The sequence below is a fragment of the Candidatus Lokiarchaeum ossiferum genome, from assembly GCA_025839675.1.
Taxonomy (GTDB): Archaea; Asgardarchaeota; Lokiarchaeia; order Sigyniarchaeales; family Promethearchaeaceae; genus Lokiarchaeum; species Lokiarchaeum ossiferum.
In genome coordinates this window covers 4120987-4138491 of record CP104013.1, presented here as the reverse complement: position 1 = coordinate 4138491, position 17505 = coordinate 4120987, and the positions used below count along the sequence as shown (strand labels likewise).

At 33.5% G+C, this 17505-nt stretch carries 17 protein-coding genes; 6 read left to right on the top strand and 11 right to left on the bottom strand.

The window, feature by feature from the left end:
- Window position 1 precedes the first annotated feature (1 nt).
- Window positions 2-859, bottom strand: a complete 858-nt coding sequence (locus NEF87_RS17575) for an SDR family NAD(P)-dependent oxidoreductase (protein ID WP_457916873.1) — start codon at window positions 857-859, stop codon at window positions 2-4.
- 171 nt (window positions 860-1030) lie between these two features.
- On the opposite strand from NEF87_RS17575, the gene NEF87_RS17570 reads away from it, so the two are divergent.
- Both NEF87_RS17570 and NEF87_RS17565 read left to right on the top strand, forming a co-directional pair.
- Window positions 1031-2971 (top strand): tetratricopeptide repeat protein, encoded by a 1941-nt coding sequence (locus tag NEF87_RS17570; protein ID WP_457916872.1) that lies wholly within the window; start codon window positions 1031-1033, stop codon window positions 2969-2971.
- Window positions 2972-2973: 2 nt separating this feature from the next.
- Entirely contained in the window at window positions 2974-3141 is a 168-nt protein-coding gene (locus NEF87_RS17565; protein ID WP_457916871.1) for a hypothetical protein, read from the top strand.
- A 7-nt stretch (window positions 3142-3148) separates the two neighbouring features.
- On the opposite strand, the gene NEF87_RS17560 is transcribed toward NEF87_RS17565, so the two are convergent.
- The 5 genes from NEF87_RS17560 to NEF87_RS17540 all read right to left on the bottom strand — a co-directional run bounded on the left by NEF87_RS17560 (window position 3149) and on the right by NEF87_RS17540 (window position 8476).
- Window positions 3149-5254: a methyl-accepting chemotaxis protein gene (locus NEF87_RS17560; RefSeq protein ID WP_457916870.1), complete on the bottom strand. Its 2106-nt coding sequence runs from the start codon at window positions 5252-5254 to the stop codon at window positions 3149-3151.
- 246 nt (window positions 5255-5500) lie between these two features.
- Window positions 5501-6166 carry a hypothetical protein gene (locus NEF87_RS17555; protein WP_457916869.1) on the bottom strand — a complete coding sequence of 222 codons (666 nt, stop codon included), beginning with the start codon at window positions 6164-6166 and terminating at the stop codon, window positions 5501-5503.
- 441 nt (window positions 6167-6607) lie between these two features.
- Window positions 6608-6790 carry a hypothetical protein gene (locus NEF87_RS17550; RefSeq protein WP_457916868.1) on the bottom strand — a complete coding sequence of 61 codons (183 nt, stop codon included), beginning with the start codon at window positions 6788-6790 and terminating at the stop codon, window positions 6608-6610.
- Between the two features lie 121 nt (window positions 6791-6911).
- Window positions 6912-7538, bottom strand: a complete 627-nt coding sequence (locus NEF87_RS17545) for a hypothetical protein (RefSeq protein ID WP_457916867.1) — start codon at window positions 7536-7538, stop codon at window positions 6912-6914.
- A gap of 32 nt (window positions 7539-7570) precedes the next feature.
- Window positions 7571-8476, bottom strand: coding sequence for an EFR1 family ferrodoxin (locus tag NEF87_RS17540; RefSeq protein ID WP_457916866.1), 906 nt, complete (start codon window positions 8474-8476; stop codon window positions 7571-7573).
- A gap of 280 nt (window positions 8477-8756) precedes the next feature.
- On the opposite strand from NEF87_RS17540, the gene NEF87_RS17535 reads away from it, so the two are divergent.
- A complete protein-coding gene (locus tag NEF87_RS17535) occupies window positions 8757-10136 on the top strand; it encodes a signal recognition particle receptor subunit alpha (RefSeq protein WP_457916865.1) in 1380 nt (459 codons plus the stop codon).
- 201 nt (window positions 10137-10337) lie between these two features.
- Here NEF87_RS17535 and NEF87_RS17530 read toward each other — a convergent pair whose 3' ends face one another.
- Both NEF87_RS17530 and NEF87_RS17525 read right to left on the bottom strand, forming a co-directional pair.
- A complete protein-coding gene (locus NEF87_RS17530; RefSeq protein ID WP_371802738.1) occupies window positions 10338-11003 on the bottom strand; it encodes a hypothetical protein in 666 nt (221 codons plus the stop codon).
- Window positions 11004-11114: 111 nt separating this feature from the next.
- On the bottom strand, window positions 11115-11678 hold the full coding sequence (locus tag NEF87_RS17525) for a hypothetical protein (protein WP_457916864.1): 564 nt from the start codon (window positions 11676-11678) through the stop codon (window positions 11115-11117).
- 168 nt (window positions 11679-11846) lie between these two features.
- On the opposite strand from NEF87_RS17525, the gene NEF87_RS17520 reads away from it, so the two are divergent.
- Window positions 11847-12227, top strand: coding sequence for a hypothetical protein (locus tag NEF87_RS17520; RefSeq protein ID WP_457916863.1), 381 nt, complete (start codon window positions 11847-11849; stop codon window positions 12225-12227).
- A 276-nt stretch (window positions 12228-12503) separates the two neighbouring features.
- Window positions 12504-13952, top strand: coding sequence for a cysteine--tRNA ligase (gene cysS, locus NEF87_RS17515; RefSeq protein WP_457916862.1), 1449 nt, complete (start codon window positions 12504-12506; stop codon window positions 13950-13952).
- A gap of 40 nt (window positions 13953-13992) precedes the next feature.
- Here cysS and NEF87_RS17510 read toward each other — a convergent pair whose 3' ends face one another.
- From NEF87_RS17510 to NEF87_RS17500, 3 genes are read right to left on the bottom strand one after another with little or no spacing between them, the layout of a single operon-like run.
- Window positions 13993-14787 carry an NAD-binding protein gene (locus NEF87_RS17510; RefSeq protein WP_457916861.1) on the bottom strand — a complete coding sequence of 265 codons (795 nt, stop codon included), beginning with the start codon at window positions 14785-14787 and terminating at the stop codon, window positions 13993-13995.
- A 30-nt stretch (window positions 14788-14817) separates the two neighbouring features.
- The gene (locus tag NEF87_RS17505; protein ID WP_457916860.1) at window positions 14818-15513 is read right to left on the bottom strand and encodes a tetratricopeptide repeat protein; all 696 of its coding nucleotides are present in this window, start codon (window positions 15511-15513) and stop codon (window positions 14818-14820) included.
- Between the two features lie 51 nt (window positions 15514-15564).
- The gene (locus tag NEF87_RS17500; protein WP_371802731.1) at window positions 15565-16893 is read right to left on the bottom strand and encodes an MFS transporter; all 1329 of its coding nucleotides are present in this window, start codon (window positions 16891-16893) and stop codon (window positions 15565-15567) included.
- 174 nt (window positions 16894-17067) lie between these two features.
- On the opposite strand from NEF87_RS17500, the gene NEF87_RS17495 reads away from it, so the two are divergent.
- The gene (locus NEF87_RS17495; RefSeq protein WP_457916859.1) at window positions 17068-17502 is read left to right on the top strand and encodes a winged helix-turn-helix domain-containing protein; all 435 of its coding nucleotides are present in this window, start codon (window positions 17068-17070) and stop codon (window positions 17500-17502) included.
- Window positions 17503-17505: the final 3 nt, after the last annotated feature.

Sequence of the window (17505 nt, the reverse complement as noted above, 5' to 3'; positions counted from 1 at the left end):
TTCAAAATGCGGCATCAAGATCAATTTCGGTAGGAGAAAAAAGAATTCGACCTTCCATCCCACCCGCGACCGTCAATATTTCTCCACTAATATGACCCGATAAGACATCAGATGCAAGGCTTAATATGGAAAGAGCAATATCCTCCGCTTGAGCAATTTTTCGCATCGGAATTGTTTGCAATACTTTCTTTACTCCTTTAGTATCAGCTAAGGCATCTTCAGACATGGGGGTTTTGACCCAACCTGGACATATGGTATTCACTCTTCCCAATCTAGCATACTTGACGATTTCATTCTTCAATGTTTTTGTGAAACCATAGGTGAGCGCGGCTTTAGACGCAGAATAATCTAAATGCCCTGCTTCTCCAAAGATGGCTGCAGTAGATCCAATCAAAATAATATTAGCAGATTCTCGGATTTGCGTTTGTAATTGATGGAAGAAAGCCCGACAACAGAGAAATACAGAATCTAAATTGACCGCTTGTGTACGCTTCCATCGTTTAAAGGACATTTGGGCAACAGTTTCATCCGTTTTCGGCCAAATCCCCGCATTACACACTAAAATATCAATTTTTCCAACTTTTTGAGAAATAGTGGTAAACATTTCTTGAACTTGGATTTCATCAGATAAATCTGCCCCTAAAGTCAGAATAGACAAAGAATATTCGTGTTGTAACCTTTCAGCTTCCGCAGTATTGTGATGATAATGGGCAATGACAAACGCCCCTTCTTCTATGAATTTCCGGACAGTTACTAAACCGATTCCACCCGTTGCTCCTGTCACCAGCACATTTTTTCCTTTTAAACCTAAATCCATATCTAACTCACTTTGATAAAGTCGATAGTTGTTATTAAGCATTGCTACCCTTTAAAACCCTTTGAGATTAAGAAAAAACCAGAGCAGATAAGGGGCATGGCAAAAAGGAGAGAGAAAATCAACAACTTCATCTCTACAAATATGTTTTTTATACTTTTCATTGCAAAAAATCTATAAATTTATTTAAGATAAAAAAACCTTACTTGAATTTAGATGGTTGATTTTACCAAAAAATATGAAAAAATCAAAAACCTATTCAATCTTTGCAAATATAATGAAGCGTTGCTAATTATTAAAGAATTAGATGAAAAATATGAACTCTCAAAGCAAAATCGATTTCTGATAAAACTCGAACATATAAGAATACTAAATTTAAAAGCAAACTATCAAGAAGTAATAACACTTGCGTTGGAATTTTACCGTAAATGCCAACTAGAAGGATTTCCACTCATTTCCTTAGATTTTATAATAGAATGTGTCGAATCATACTACCGATCGGGTAAATTAGAGCAAGCATTGAAATATATTGAATTTGGTCAACAACTAATATCCGCCTTACATGATATCTCCCAAAAGGAAGTTACAAAACGGGAAGCAATGCTAGGATACTATTATTGTGCAATTTTATGGACTAAGGGGAGTTATGACAGCTCAACCACTTTATTAGATGATCTTTTACAAAAACAAAGGAAATTTGGCAACAAAAAAGAAATCGCCAAGTTATTAGTTTCAAAATCTGTAATTAATAATGCAGCAGGACAAATTGACGTTGGATTGCAATTTTTAATGGAAGCTGAAGAAAATTGTCGTGAAATCAATGATATTTCATATTTGACAATAATTTACAACAATATTGGATGGATATATCAGCGAATAGGGCATTTTGAAAAAGCTTTAAGTTATTTAAAGAAAAGTTCTGAGATTATTAGTAAAACGGAGAATATATCCCTATATTGCTCAATTTTAGATAACATAGGAAATATTTACCGCCAATTGGGTGATTTGGAGCAATCGCATCACTATTTACTCCAAGCAATCAATATTGGAGAAAAACTTGGAAATAATTATAGGATGACAAATATCATTTTTAGTATCATTCGAACTTTGCTAGAACAGCAGAATATTGAAGAAGCTCAACAATATTTACTCCAGTTTGAAAAAATTGTAGAAATCGAACAATCAAAAAACCTTATTTTCCGATTCAAAATTGCGCAAGCTTTCATTTTAAAGGCAAGTCATCGAGCTCGAGATCGATATCAAGCCCAAACTATACTCCTAGACCTTGTTCAAGAAAAAAATTATGAGTTTGATTATATGATTCATGCAATCATAAATTTGTGTGAATTACTTATCACTGATCTAAAAACGACTAATGAACAAGAAATAATTACTGAAATTGATGAATTAATCACCCGGTTACAACATATTGCAAAAAAAAGTGGGTCACATTCTATATTAGGTGAAACTTTGTTATTACGTGCTAAATTATCATTGATATTACTTGATTTTATTGAAAGCCGGAAGTTTTTAATTGAGGCTCAAAAAATTGCGGAAAAAAATGGTCTAACTAAACTAGCCATTCATGTGTCCAACGAACATGATAAAATATTACTAGAAGAATCCAAATTGATGGAAATGAAAAATACCAAGGCTGGACTATCAGAACGGGTTCAATATTCCGGAATTCAGGAACAAATAGCAGTCATGAACTTAGAAAAAGGATATACAAATAGTGAGGTCAAAGAAGAACAACCTCTTTTATTTGTTATTATGAATGAAACTGGGACTGCATTATATAAACATTCATTTTCTCATTCGCTTAGTATTGATGAGCAAATGCTTAGTGCGTTTCTCTCAGCCATGAACTCCTTTTGTACGGAATTATTCGCAGATTCCTTTGATCGTGCCATCATTGGAGACAGTTTTCTAGCGTTAGCTCGAGCCCCCCCATTTGTTTTTTGCTACATTTTCAAAGGGAACAGCTATTTCGCACAATCGAAAATCAAGCAATTTCTTAAAAATTTCAATGCTAATCAATATGGTTCTAAAGATATTTTAACACACTCTTTAGATGCGAGTTGTTTTGTTTGTGAAAAAGATAGGGTAAATATAACCAATGTACTTTTCAATTCTTTTCAACTGGAAAATGAATAAATTTGGTATTCAACTCAATTCTACGTATATTCAATCCACTTTCTATTTTAGCATTTTTCTTAACCAATCAAGGAGATGAAGGAAATCCCTCTTTAGGTATGGGCTTAGTCCAAGGTCCAGGCTTAAAGGATATTCATGTAAAAATTTTTTTTCCTTTTACAGAAATTTAAAGAAAAATTACAATTGTTTTATTTCGGTGAATAAATTCACTGAAGCGGCGTTTAATTCCTCTGATGCTGCAGAGGTTTCTTCCAAGATGGAAGACATTTCTTCCGTTGTCGAGGATAATTGTTGAACAGATATTGAATTGCTGTTAATCAACTCTCCAATGCGATCAATATTTGATACAATTTGCTGGATCTTTCCATCCTGAACATTAATATTATTTATAGATTGATTTATTCCTGTATCCGTTGAATCAATGATTATAAAAAGTTCATCTAATTGAGCTTTTGTTAAGTTCAAAGCATTTAATCCATCTACAATGGATTGAACAGTTATATTGGTTGATTTAGCAGCATCCAGAACTTCTTTCTGAATGACACTAATTAACTCAGTTATCTGATTAGTAGCTTTTTTTGAATCTTCAGCCAAGGTTCTCACTTGTTCTGCAACAACAGCAAATCCTTTTCCAGCATCTCCAGCCCTAGCCGCTTCAATTGCAGCATTCAATGCCAGAAGATTAGTTTCTGTGGCAATACTTGAAATTGACTCTACAATTTTATTGATATCCTTGCTAATTTTTTCAAGAGCAATCATAGTTTTTGAGACATTTTGAGCCCCACTATTGATTTCAGTCATTTTGACAGACAAATCAACTGTTAAATTTTTGCTTTTTTTGGCCATTTCTTGCCCAGCTTTCGATTGCTTTACGATATCCTCCATCCCACCTACATTATTTTTACTTGATGTTTGAATCTCTTGAATTGCTCTTGATATTTGATTCAATTGTTCAACTTGCATTTGAGCAGTGTGAGAGACATTTTGAGTCTCTTCAGAGATATTCTGGACAGTTTCATTTACTTGATTTGAAGACTCTGCGATTTCATGGGCCATTTGAGTGACTTGTTCAGAAATTGTTGATACATTTTCAATAAGGTGTTTTATCTTCGACATATCGATCAATGTGACTAAATACCCAATCTTTTTATTTGCTGAAGAAATGAGAATCTCTGCATTTATAGAGCAAATTTTTTTCTTTTGTTGATTGGATTTCAGTATAAATTCATAGTTTTCTATTTTATCCTGAACTTTAAGACTTTCTACACTAAGTTCATAATCACTTGAATTTTGGAATATTTGCCTTAAATCACTACCAATATACCTATTTTTAGGAATTTTACTCAACTCAACCAAGGATTTACTAATATCTTGAATCACCAATTCTGAATTTAAATAAATCATTGGCGCATCTGTTGAATCGAAAAAGAGTCGATTTAGTTCAATGTTCTTTTTTATTGAAAGTGTCATCGTACTTAATGAATTCATTAGATATCCTAACTCATCCCGCGATTCTTTCTCTAATTTCTGATTATAATCCCCTAATGCAATTGCAGCAGATATATCGGCACATTTAATTATCGATTTTGAAATTATCTGGGACATATAAACTACATTGAAAATGCTAAGACCTAAGAAAATGCACAAAATTAGACCTATTTTTCGGAGAATAACTCCAAAGATATCCTCATTTGATCCCAGATTTGCATTTATCAATGCCAACGTCGACAAAAAAATGGTCAAACTAATTCCTATTATAGTAAAAAAAGCCATAAGAATAATACGCATTTTCACTGAAATTGACATTCGCTTCTCAGGTAAAGGAATTTCAATTGTCCATTCAGACAACATGTAAATTATTTTTATTAAAAAAGGAATAAGAGTCAACATTATTGTTGGAAAACCTAAGAAAATGGAAAAAACGACTTCTCGTGGTTCAAAAAACCTATTTACCAGACCAAGAGCGGGTCCTCCAAAACAATAAACAAGATATATGAGGAATAACCAAATTGGGAAACGCGCTATGATGTTTTGAATCATTAATTCATTATCCTTATCTGGTGACTTCAGATAATTCTCTATTCGGGTTATGAAATGATTGCTAAAAACCATCACGCTTGTTGTTACACCTACAACGATGAGAGGGACTTGAAATGTAGTCAGCAATATGATCAATTCATCAAAAGTCCAAAGTTGAGCAAGTAAATTCATACCAAACCAAACTAACGGGGGAATTATCCAAGCGATGAAAATTAACTGTAACATTTTTTTTTTGAAATTCATTTTACACAAATGACATAATTACTCCCCACCATTTAAAATTCTAATTACAAAAAAAATCTAAGAATATTTTTGTCTTTCTTCTAATTTTTGAACTGGTTACATCAATTATATCGAATTTTTCGTCTGGTAATAATAAGTGCTAATTACAGCAAAATTCTCGCGCAATAAATGGAGAATTTATTTAATTTGAATAACGAATTTGATATTACTTTTGAAGAAATCTTTTACTTTCAACAAGGAGCAATTTTATTCACTTCGTGGTTTGATCTCAGGAGTGAAAAGGATTTTTATAATTTTATCATAGGAATATTCAGTTAGATCCTGTTCTTGATAACTGTACTTCTCTGCTGCAGATTCAATCCGAAGTAACTTCCTTTTCTTATAAATAGGAATAAGAATAAAGGGGGAAAACCCAATTAAGAAGCTAATTAGGATAAATACTGTCAAATATAACCAATTTGGTTTTATCATGTCAAGAAATGGGATTTTTCCTCCAAACACAATATAAATGATAATTAATGAGCTTATAGGAGCGGATAACATTCCTGAAGTAGTTATTCTTAATTTTTGTTTAAGATATTGAAATAGAACTCCTTTTTCCATCGCCCGATAGCATGTAAAACAGATTAAATCAGGATGTTTAGTATAAAACAGAAGATCGTGGAAATTCTTGGGTCGATTTCCACATATTGAACATTTTGTTTTTTGATGTTGATCTTCTAGAAGTTTACTTTCGATTTGACTTTTTGAAAAAGGACATAAATCTAATCCAAAGTTTTCGCATAAATAGCAAAGGTTTTCGGATTCAACTTTGGCTAAGCGTTTAATTTTCTTATAGGACAATACATTTGAAAACTTGCTCCGGGCCATGACTTGCTTATTTAATTCAGGATCTTTGATCTTAAATTTCATACATCCTATGTTTTTGTAGGAATTTAGGCCAAAATTTTCCTTTAAGTGCGGATCAACTTGCAAAGAAAAAGCATTCATCTCATTAATTAGGATTTTTATTCCTTATATTTGTTGGTATGTCATTTTTAGAATTTTGTTCCTTGTTATTGAAGGAAATTCACTTTAAAACACTTCTTTTTGACCCATAAACCTATTTCACAAGCATCCACAGATTTGGAGTCTTATTATAATTCCCCATTTCTCTTTGAATATCATAAATTTTAATAAATATCATGTATTGGTATCTTTGTATTTTATTTTTCATTTGCCAGCCTAGCCAAGTAGTTAAGGCGGGGGACTGCAGATCCTCTTTGCATGAGTGCAAATCTCATGGCTGGCTCCATTCTTTTCTATCTTTTAAGAAAATTTTAGCAATTTAAGAGACTTCAATTTTCTTTTTCGTTAAGAAAACCGAGTGTAGCGGATGGTCTGCGGGAAGAACATGAGATGACACATTCGTTGCCCATAATTGTTATATTTGCTTAATTGATCAATTTCATCCAGAATGAGGGCAATATTGATCATTAGATTAATTTCCTTCCAATGGTCGATTTCAGCCGAATCTGAAGTCAAACTTTCTTCCATATACTCCAAATTTATGTTCTTGGATTCGCAAAAAAGCGCCTTGAAATTTAAAATATCTTGAAAGTGTTCGAAAACAGGAGTAGACGTATATTTTACTGTAAACAAAACAAGAGTAGCAGACTTATTTAAATAAGAGAAGAGAAATTACAAACGCGGAGAATAATATGAGAGAAAATACAAATATTATTGATTTAATTATGGATTGAATATGTGAGTTTGAATTTTCAATGTTGTAAACTTTCAAACAGTACTGCACGATGGAATAATAGCTATATTGGTTGTCAGAAAAAACAGAGGTATCACAAATTCCAGTTATCAGCAATGGGCGCTCATCTTGAACATATATTCTTAGGGTTACAGAGCGTTTAGATGTTATCAAAGTAAAAGATATGTTTGAAACTCTTTGGGAAATATCTAAACCTTTAATAACTTGGTGACTAATAAAAAATCTATTACCTGCATTGTCGGTTAGAAATAATCCTTCGTTCATGAATTCAATTCTAACGCACTTAACAATCTTAAATCGAATTAAATCGATTACAACGACTAAAGAAAAGACCAATATGAATCCAATAATGAATTCAAAACCATTCATTTGGTTTTTTAGAAAAAAAACCCATCCAATAAGAGTTGATATGAAAATTCCAGATGTAGTAAAAAGAATATTTTTTTCTCGAGGAGAATAGCTCACATTAAGAGACAGATTTTGTAATTTATTTTTATTTGGGGGAGTTGATAATCTAACCATGATTGAAACCTGTGAAATGTTATAAAAAAAATTCATATCTTTTCACCGAAAAAATGAATGGTATTATTTCGATGCTGATTTTCGCTTGCTAACAACATTTTTTTTTCTGGATATGATGAATAAAACAGACTTTGCTTCTTTGCAACAATTTCCGAGGTTAAGTGCCAGCGATTCATGAAATTTGGAAATTTTTCGGTAACATCATCAATTTTTAGAACGTGATCCGGACAAATCGAAACACAATGCATACACTGTAGACAAGTGGCTAAATGCACTTCTCCAGTATCCGCATTCATGGCATTGACGGGGCATTCAATTTCACACTGCCGACACATACTGCAACCTTCACCAAAGCGGGAGGGATGAAAAGCAGAACGCTGAGTTGAAGTAGATAAAACTGCAGGAGTGTAATGAAAATCATCCATATTAATTTGAAAATGAACTTCGGGATTTCGAATTAACTCAATAGCTTTTTGGCTAAATTCGCGCGCGATATGGAAATCTTCCGCATTTGGGCGATCTTCACAAAGTTTCCACCCTTTAGCGACATTGAAAGAATGACGTCCTAAAAATTCTGCGGATAATATAGGGCGGAAATTGGCACGGGTGAGTAAATGGTATGTTACTTGATTGGCATTTTCCAGAAGCCTTCCTCCATACGTAAAAAACATCGCGCAGGGACAAGATTCTCCTTTTTGTTTTAAAAACCATTCTTCAGCAATTCTCGGTAGTCTTCCTGCGTATACTGGAAACCCAAAAAAACAGACATCATAATCCGAAAAAATCACGCTTTTTGCTTGAACTGAAGGATAAAGGATATTGAACATATTAACAATAATGGGGTCATTACTATCTTGAATTTGAAGATTATTTTGGATTTCTTGCGCAATCTGGTGGGTAACACCAGTAGCCGAAAAATAAAAGATTGCAACTTTCATCGCATGTTAATTCTATTCAGTTTGAAATATAACTTTTGGGAAAAGAGGAAATATTGATCTTTTTAGCAATTTTACCTCGAAATAGTGAAAAATGACTCTTTTTTCAAATGTGAGGGAGATTGGATGATAATTAGAGTGATGTTGAAAAAAAAACCTTCTTTAATTAATTTAAAAAGATCCAGAATGCATCCGTTTTTAGACAGAATTGTATGTTAACATAATGTTAATTACATAATCACTCCTTTAAAAATTTGATCTATTTTGTTGATACGTGAGAACTGTGGTACTAGAAAACTTTGGAAAAACATTGGATGGACTAATTCGAAAGGTCCGACATCTACCAGAAATAGACAAAAATGCAATAGATGCAATACTCTTGGAATTACAACGGAGTTTATTAATGGCAGATGTAAAAGTAGAGATTTGCTTTCAAGTGACGGAAAACATTAGAAAACGAGCAATGGATCAAGAAATAAATAAGAAGATCGATCGGAGGGAATTTATCATTAAAATTCTGCACGATGAATTGATCAATCTTTTAGGAGGAAAAGATGCACCAAAACGCATTAAAACTGGAAAACAAACCATTATCTTATTGATAGGAATTCAAGGATCAGGAAAAACGACAACCGTAGGAAAATTAGCAAATTTCTATTCTAAAAATGGTTTTAAGGTTGGTGCAATTTGTACAGACACTGATCGACCTGGTGCTTATGAACAAATGGCTCAAACTATGGATTCAATAGGAGTAAAATACTATGGAAATCCTAAAGAATCAAGCTCGATCAAATTAGCAAGAAAAGGGATTAAATTATTTTCAAAGCCTGGAAAGGATAAAACAGATCTCATTATTATTGACACCGCTGGCCGTCACAAGAATGAATCAGGGCTAATGGCAGAGATGCAAAAACTTGAAAAAATAATAAAACCCAATGAAACGATTTTAGTGATTGATGGTACATTGGGACAACAAGCATATTCTCAAGCCAAAGCTTTTTCAGAGAGTACTCACGTAGGTAGCATAATTATAACTAAACTCGACGGTTCTGCAAAAGGTGGAGGCGCCCTTTCAGCAGCAGCTGCAACTAATGCACCAATTAAATTCATTGGGGTAGGAGAACGTGTTGACGATCTTGATAAATTTCATCCGACTAGTTTTGTTGGAACTTTAATGGGAATCCCGGATCTGCAAGGTTTGATGAAGAAAATGGACGAAGTTGGAATTGAACCTGATAAGGATCAAGAAAAACGAATGCGAAGGGGAAAAATGACATTAAATGATATGTATCTTCAATTGAAATCTATTGGGAAGATGGGAGGATTAAAAAAATTATTAGGGTTTTTCGGAAAAGCAAATATCCCAAAAGAATTGAAAGATGTAGCGGAAGATAATTTGGATCGAATTGAAGTGATCATGAACTCCATGACACCTTATGAACGGGACAATCCAGCACAAATTAAGCGATCACGCATCGATCGAATAGCGAAGGGCAGTGGTACTACATATTCGGACGTCAAAGCTCTATTGAAACAATGGTCGCAACTAAACAAAACAATGCGTGAATTTCTAAAACCAAAACGACCTGGAAAACGAGATCGAATGAATTCAAAAGGAAAAAGAGGGATTCCTGATTTTTCAAGTTTTAAAGATTTAACATAAGAGAAAAATGAAGAATGAAATTGTTATTTAGATTTCTTTTTTTTTTAATCTATAAAGATATTATCGACTTAAAGTCGAACTTTTGATCCTTTCTATCACAGAAATACGGAAATTTTTATTCCATTTTCGGATTCATGTGAGAATGGATACAAGTAAGGGTAAATGTAGAAATAAAAAAAAAAACCAAAGCATATTTTTTTTCTATTTGGAATTAAACACTTTTAACATGATTAATGCCGATATGGAAATCAACATGTAAAATACTAAATCGATATAACCTCCATCAGTAACAACTTGGGAAATAACACTGACAATTACAGCAACTATATTGATACTCACAGAATAAATGAACAACTGAACTTTTTGATTGGGAGTTTCAAAGGCTTTAGAGGCTTGAAACAAATTAACTAAGGTGAAAATCAAGAAAAACATAATGAATACAATGCCTATTAAGAGCGGCCACATTTCTACTTGAGTGTTAATCACATCATCATTACTCACGATAGTTACAAGATCCACAGAATACAGAATAATTGCATATGCCACCCAAAGAATTAGAAACGGAATCCAACGCTCTTTCTTATCAAACCATTCTTGGGATTTAAGCATACACTGAACTGAGAAATAGATGGAAAGAGTAGATAAAAATAACGCTAAAATTCCGAAGGGAATCAAGAAATAGACCAATTCAGTAATGAAATCATATAGGATTACGGTGAACGTATATAATCCAATCAGAAAGGTATAGGCCGCCATTAAATAATTCATCAAAGTTTTATTTTTCTGGATAATTTTCACGGAGGAATAGACTCCAATGAGGGTAGTAATGACCAGAAACGTGGTTCGAATGACTTGTAAAAGACTCATGTTTTGGTATCTCCTTTTATATACATTAGTACTATTTTCAACACAATATTTAAGTGTTTATGGCCAGTTTGAAGGAAAATCGATTAATTTTTTCTGTTAACAAAAATAAATCTATGGGGTATCAGATTCAATTTTTGGAATAGTATCAGGAGATAGAATTGAAGACATTCCCGGACAGCGCTGCCAATCACAATCATATTCGCATTTATGACATGTTCTATATATATCGAGTAAACGCATTGTATTGATAAATGCATGACCAATTAGAAAATAAATTCCAATCACAATCAATCTTAGTCTGATTGGATGAGAAAGAGACCAAATTGCTGCCACACAAAAAGCGATTCCACATCCAATCAAAAATTTTGTAATCATTTTAATTTTCTTAGTTTTTGTTAGCCCAAGGATACTAAAAAGGTATATACCACATAAACCAAAGCCAAAATACCACAATTGTGGAGTAGTGAAAATATTGAATAATCCAGATAATGAACCTATTAAATAGAACACCAATGCGGTAGGATAGGTGATAAAACATCCAATACATAATTTTCTGTGACCAATTTTAAAAGTATGCATATCATTTGAAAAGGTCTCGCAAAGTGGATGATGCGATAAAAGAATTGGACGCAAAGCACGTAAATGAAGGCGAATTTTTGCTATCAGATTTTTCACCAGAATTTAAATATTTTAGTGTGGGATTCCTATAAAAAAGGTTGGATTGGCTGTATAAATCATCCAACAAAAAGAGTCAAAACTTTTTTATTTAGATAAAGCGAAATAAGAGCATTCAATAAAAATTGATCAACTTTGCTCAATTTCTAGTGATATTTGGTGTTATGAATGGCTGGACAATATACAGATATGTTAAACAATCTTATTGGCGTGTTCGGAATCGGTATCGTCATAGGAATGTTCGTTGTATCCTTCATTTTAAATGTTTTATGTATGAAATGGGGTATAGCGAGGGTGGATGGAAAAGAAAATGAATTTGGATCCGTATTTGTTACTACTCTATTAAGTTTCGTTTGCGGATTGATTCCGTGCGGATGCTTTCTCTCAGCGTACATTATCAGTACTCGTCATAAAGTAACTTATGGAAAAGGACTATTAGCACTAATTTTAGCAGGTTTATTACCAATAATCGTGATGATAATCATTGTTTTGATATTTGTTTTTGCAACACTAGGTATTTCAGAATTCATGGCAATTTTTGGTTTTTAATAGAAATTATTACGCTTCATTTTTTTCATTTTCTTCAATTTATTATTAATGAATATACAACTGAAAAATATTAAACTGATTTTTACTCTAAATTCTTATTTTCCATTAATTCAATCAATCGACACTTCTAATTCAATTTCAAAAGATATTAAATATTTCTAACGAATATTTGGGAAAATGAACTCATTGAAATCTGCCTATGAATTTCTCATTAAAATGAAACCCACATCCAAAATGACTCGAAAACTAAAATAAGGTTAGTACACTTATAGTAGTATGATTAAAATTTTCAACGATCTTCATAATGAAGTGGAAGAATTCAAACCATTGATTAAAAATAAGGTCGGCATGTATGTGTGTGGGGTGACAGTATATGATTCTCCCCATTTAGGCCATGCTTATTCGGCGATTTCGTTTGATATTATCCGACGATATCTTGAATATCGCGGGTATGAAGTCAATTATGTTATGAATTATACCGATGTTGATGATAAAATGATCCGCAGAGCGAATGAGCGAGGGACAGACATTTACGCCATCTCACAGCAATACATAGATGAATATGAACAGATGCAACAGAAATTGTTTATTAAACCTCCTTCTGTGAAACCTCGTGCGACAGAAGAGATCCCAGATATAATAAAAATGATTCAAACATTGGAAGAGAAAGGTTTTGCCTATGTTTCAGATGGAAGTGTCTATTTTGATACTAGTAAATATGAGGATTACAAATATATTTTTAGAAAGAAGAATAAAGCCGGAGAAGAAGAAGAACAATTTACCCAGTCAGATTTTGCGGATGCAAAACGCAATATTGAAGATTTCGTTTTATGGAAAAAAGAAAAACCAGGCGAACCATCTTGGGATTCCCCTTGGAGTAAAGGAAGACCTGGGTGGCATATTGAATGTTCTGTAATGGCAACAAAGTATTTAGGTAATACTGTGGACATTCATGGAGGTGGAAAGGATCTCCTCCGTCCTCATCATCAAAATGAGATCGCCCAAGCCGAAAGTGCGACCGGGGAAAAATTTGTTAATTATTGGATCCATAATGGATTTCTCAATGTTGATAATGAAAAAATGTCGAAATCCTTAGGAAATTTCATTCCGTTAATGGATATGATGGAAAAATTTTCGGGAACGTTTCTCCGCTATTATTTTGCCACAGCATATTATAAGAGCCCCATAAACTTCAGTATGGATAAATTGGAACAAGCCCAAAAGAATTTGGAGAAAATTCAAAAGTTTTACTCTACAATGAAAAATTATTCAAAGCAAATTTCTGAAGATGCCACGCCACTCGGGAATGAACAGATGGTACAGGCGCAGAAATTTATAGAAGATTTTCATGAAGCCATGGATAATGATTTTAATGCTGCGAAAGCCATTGGATTTCTCTTTGCCATGATCAACTATTTCCAAAAACAGATCTTCAATCAAGATCAAGCCTTGGATAAAAACGTACAAGCCCAAATTATCACCTTCTTGGAAGGTATAGATTCTTTCTTCCAATTCATCACAAATCCAATAGAAATAGTTCAAGACGATACATCCGAATGGAAACAGCGATATGAAGACCTAATAGTAAAATTTTTAGATTATCGCAAAGAAGCAAAGAAGAATAAAAACTGGGCTTTAGCGGATAAGATTCGCGATATCATTACTGAAACAGGTGTTGTGGTCAATGATAAAGGATCAGATTACACTTTTGAACTGAAAAAATAGGCATTAATATTCACTTTTTTTTATCTTTGGAGTAAAAAGACTATAGGAAATAATCTTCTTGATTTTTATAGAAGGCATCGACAAGCGCGTTGCCAGTCAAATTTTCATCACACACAATTTGTTCGATCCCAATGCGTTTTAAGTGTTTGATGTTTTCTTCACTTAAGAGATTCACACAGATCCTGACATTGATATTGATGCTTTGGATCGTCATCGCAATTAAAACTGCATCAGCATCATCCTCCGTTGCCACAATCGCTTGTTGAGCATCTTTCATACCAGCTCGTAATAAAATCCGCTCTTCATCAGGATTTCCTCGAAGAAATTCTACCACTTGAGGAAGATCAAAAGGACGATCGGCAATATCAGCCACCAATACATAATTATGATCTACTCCCAAAGTGCCTTGGAGATTTTTCAGAAAATGACGGATTTTGGGATTCCATCCAATAAGAATAGTATGATCTTTGAACTTTATCACTTTATTACCTCGCATATTTTTCACCATTTTAACATAGACAAATTCGACAAAGACTAAAGTAATTCCCAACCCCAACCACATGAAAATCGTGGTTCCGATCCACGAAACTTTCAGTGTGGGGGGAACTAAACCGGAGCCAGTATTAGTAAGAGTATCTGTTGCCCAATATAAGGCAAGATGATAATCGATGCCTTCGATATTAGCATAAATTGCCGCTAGGATTAAATTTAAAAGAACTACAAGAATAACCACTTTTAACATCCGACTGCGTCGGAGAAATTTAGAAAGAACAATAAATTTTTCTTGCAACGGACCTCTATTCTTCGATTTTTTAAGAACAGCTTCATCCGTCATATGTTTATAAAGGGAAGATGAAAAAAAAACTTATTCTTTTGGTTTTTCTTGAGGAGGCTTAACGAGAGCATTAACTTCACGAAGAGCAGTTACCACTTTTTCTTCTTCTTTGTTGAGTTTATAAGCTTCTATAAAACACTTTCTGGCTTCCTTTATACGATTACGATCAAGATTGATCTTCCCGAGCATATACCAAGCTTCCACACTTTCTGGATCCAGCTGTAACATTTTTACAAAGCAATCAATCGCATATTGATACTTTTTTGTCTTGTATAAGGCATGACCTTCACGATCCATTTGTTGATAGAGTGTTTCTTCGTATTCTTCATTAATGGCTATGATCTTCTTCTTTTTTGGAGTGATTACAACTTCTTCTTCTTCATCAACATCGAGAAGTTTTTTGTAAATTTTTAAAGGTGCCATATACATACCAAGTGCACACATCAATATAGCCCCGAGAGAAAAAAGAATACTATCCAATGAAATGGTAAAAATGAATGAAACAATTCCAGTAAACAAGAAAATGATACTCAAAATCCATTGTGTTTTACGAGAAATTTGCTCTCGATATTTTTTGAAGGTATACCAAACTAGCCCAAAGGTAATAATAATAATAAAGGTATAAATGATATTATCTCCGCTGAAAATGGTCTCTGAAGGAGAGTCGGGTTCGGTTATGAAAATCATTAGTAAAAAAAATGGATATGCTATTTTAATTCTTTGCATTCCAATGGTGCTTCACCTGTTAAGTTCATTTTTTGGTGATATATTTTCAGCTTATATTTCTACTTCCTCATCAAATTTTTGGGCAAGTTCTTCGCCTTTTTCCAAATCGACGAAAAATAGAATTAAACCACCTAAGACAAACAATGCGAGTAAGGAAAGTAACCCAAACCGGGGATTTCCAGTAAGTTTAGTAATCCCACCCATCATGAAAGGACCAATAACCGCAGCAAATTTACCCCACATATTGAAAAATCCATAAAATTCCGCAGCCTTCTTCTTAGGAATTAACCTTGAATACATACTTCTACTAAGTGCTTGAATACCACCTTGAAATAGCCCAATCATCCCACCTAGCACATAAAAATGCCAATTTTCACTGATAAAATATCCCAGAATAGTAATCAGACCATAACCGCCGATGGCGACCAGCAAACCCTTTTTAATTCCAATCTTTTGGGCAAAGGTATTGTACAATAAAGTCGCCGGAAAAGCGATGAATTGAACCATAAGTAAGATAACAATTAATTCTGTGGGTCCAAGATCTACTGTATCTAAGCTATCACCAAAATCTAAAGCCATTCGGATAATTGTATCCACACCATCAATATAGAGCCAAAACGCAAGGAGAAACATGGCAACATATTTCAACCGAGAAATATCTTGAAATGTTGTTTTAAGTTGAGTAAATCCACCTTTGATTGCTTGAGAGGCAGAAATTTTTTCTTTCACATATGGTTCTGGGACTTTTCTAAAGAGTGGAATTGAAAATACTAACCACCAGACACCTACGGAGATAAATGATAATTTTATGGCTTGATCTTCTGTTAAGCCAATGGAATCATGCAAAAGGTACATAGCTACGTTAAGAGTAAACAATAATCCGCCACCTATGTATCCTAAACTGAACCCTAAACTGGAGACATAATCAACTTTTTTCTCTGAAGCAACAGCGGGTAATAACGAATCATAAAATATATTAGCCCCTGAAAAACCTATTGTTCCTAATGCATAAAGTACCAACGCAAACCAATATTGACCAGAAGCAAGGAAACCTAAAGAAGCAGACATTATTACGCCCATAAGACAAAAAGCGGCCAAAAATTTCTTCTTTCCAGCCATATGATCTGCGATTGCTCCTAATATTGGAGCAAGAATCATCACAATTAAAGAAGCACCAGAATTGAATGCCCCTAAAAGAAACGTTTTTTGTGCTGTATCAACAATGGATTCCGGTGCCCAATATGCCCCTAAAAAGACTGGAAAAAATCCAGCCATTATGGTGGTGGCAAATGCGGAATTAGCCCAATCGTATAAAGACCAAGCCAAAATTCTTTTTTTATTATCTAATTGTAAATTAGAATCACTATCTGTATTTTCCATAAAAATCGCGATATTTTTTGTAAATTAGTTGTCACTTAGCTGGCTAAATTAAAAAATGTACTTAACCAATTCTCATCCAAAAACGAAAATTCATTACATAAAATCTATTCGATAAAATTATTGAAAAACAAGCTAAATTTCACAAAATATGAACGGATTAGCAAAAATTTTTTTATGGATAAAAACGGAACTAAATTTGACAATAAAGGTTTTTTTATATCTTTTACTTACCAATATAGGGAAATAAAAAAGAAAATAGGAGGAAGAAGAAAAATATCAATAAACGATTCGAAGAGCGATTCTCTTCCTCAAAAGAGTAAATACGAGCCAGAAGACACACTTCTCATCACCGATCCTAATATTATTCCATTAATCAACCATGAGAAGAAAAAAGTAATATTAGACTTGCTGCTACATTCAGAAAAAACAATTATGGAACTTAGTACGGCCACCGGCTGGAATCCCGGAACGGTAAAGCGTCATCTTACAGACCTTGTCGAGGGAACTCTAGTTGTTGTTGCCCGAGAAGAGTTTAATCAAAAAAAAATTTTACTAAAATATTATCGAACAACAGCATTTCACTTTGTTTTTCATTTTGAATGGCCCTAACAC

Bases quoted from the DNA above. Each gene is read 5' to 3' on its own strand.
- NEF87_RS17575 (WP_457916873.1), bottom strand. From the start codon at position 859: ATGCTTAATAACAACTATCGACTTTATCAAAGTGAGTTAGATATGGAT.
- NEF87_RS17570 (WP_457916872.1), top strand. From the start codon at position 1,031: ATGGTTGATTTTACCAAAAAATATGAAAAAATCAAAAACCTATTCAAT.
- NEF87_RS17560 (WP_457916870.1), bottom strand. From the start codon at position 5,254: ATGAATTTCAAAAAAAAAATGTTACAGTTAATTTTCATCGCTTGGATA.
- NEF87_RS17555 (WP_457916869.1), bottom strand. From the start codon at position 6,166: ATGAAATTTAAGATCAAAGATCCTGAATTAAATAAGCAAGTCATGGCC.
- NEF87_RS17550 (WP_457916868.1), bottom strand. From the start codon at position 6,790: ATGGAAGAAAGTTTGACTTCAGATTCGGCTGAAATCGACCATTGGAAG.
- NEF87_RS17545 (WP_457916867.1), bottom strand. From the start codon at position 7,538: ATGGTTAGATTATCAACTCCCCCAAATAAAAATAAATTACAAAATCTG.
- NEF87_RS17540 (WP_457916866.1), bottom strand. From the start codon at position 8,476: ATGAAAGTTGCAATCTTTTATTTTTCGGCTACTGGTGTTACCCACCAG.
- NEF87_RS17530 (WP_371802738.1), bottom strand. From the start codon at position 11,003: ATGAGTCTTTTACAAGTCATTCGAACCACGTTTCTGGTCATTACTACC.
- NEF87_RS17520 (WP_457916863.1), top strand. From the start codon at position 11,847: ATGGCTGGACAATATACAGATATGTTAAACAATCTTATTGGCGTGTTC.
- cysS (WP_457916862.1), top strand. From the start codon at position 12,504: ATGATTAAAATTTTCAACGATCTTCATAATGAAGTGGAAGAATTCAAA.
- NEF87_RS17510 (WP_457916861.1), bottom strand. From the start codon at position 14,787: ATGACGGATGAAGCTGTTCTTAAAAAATCGAAGAATAGAGGTCCGTTG.
- NEF87_RS17505 (WP_457916860.1), bottom strand. From the start codon at position 15,513: ATGCAAAGAATTAAAATAGCATATCCATTTTTTTTACTAATGATTTTC.
- NEF87_RS17500 (WP_371802731.1), bottom strand. From the start codon at position 16,893: ATGGAAAATACAGATAGTGATTCTAATTTACAATTAGATAATAAAAAA.
- NEF87_RS17495 (WP_457916859.1), top strand. From the start codon at position 17,068: ATGGATAAAAACGGAACTAAATTTGACAATAAAGGTTTTTTTATATCT.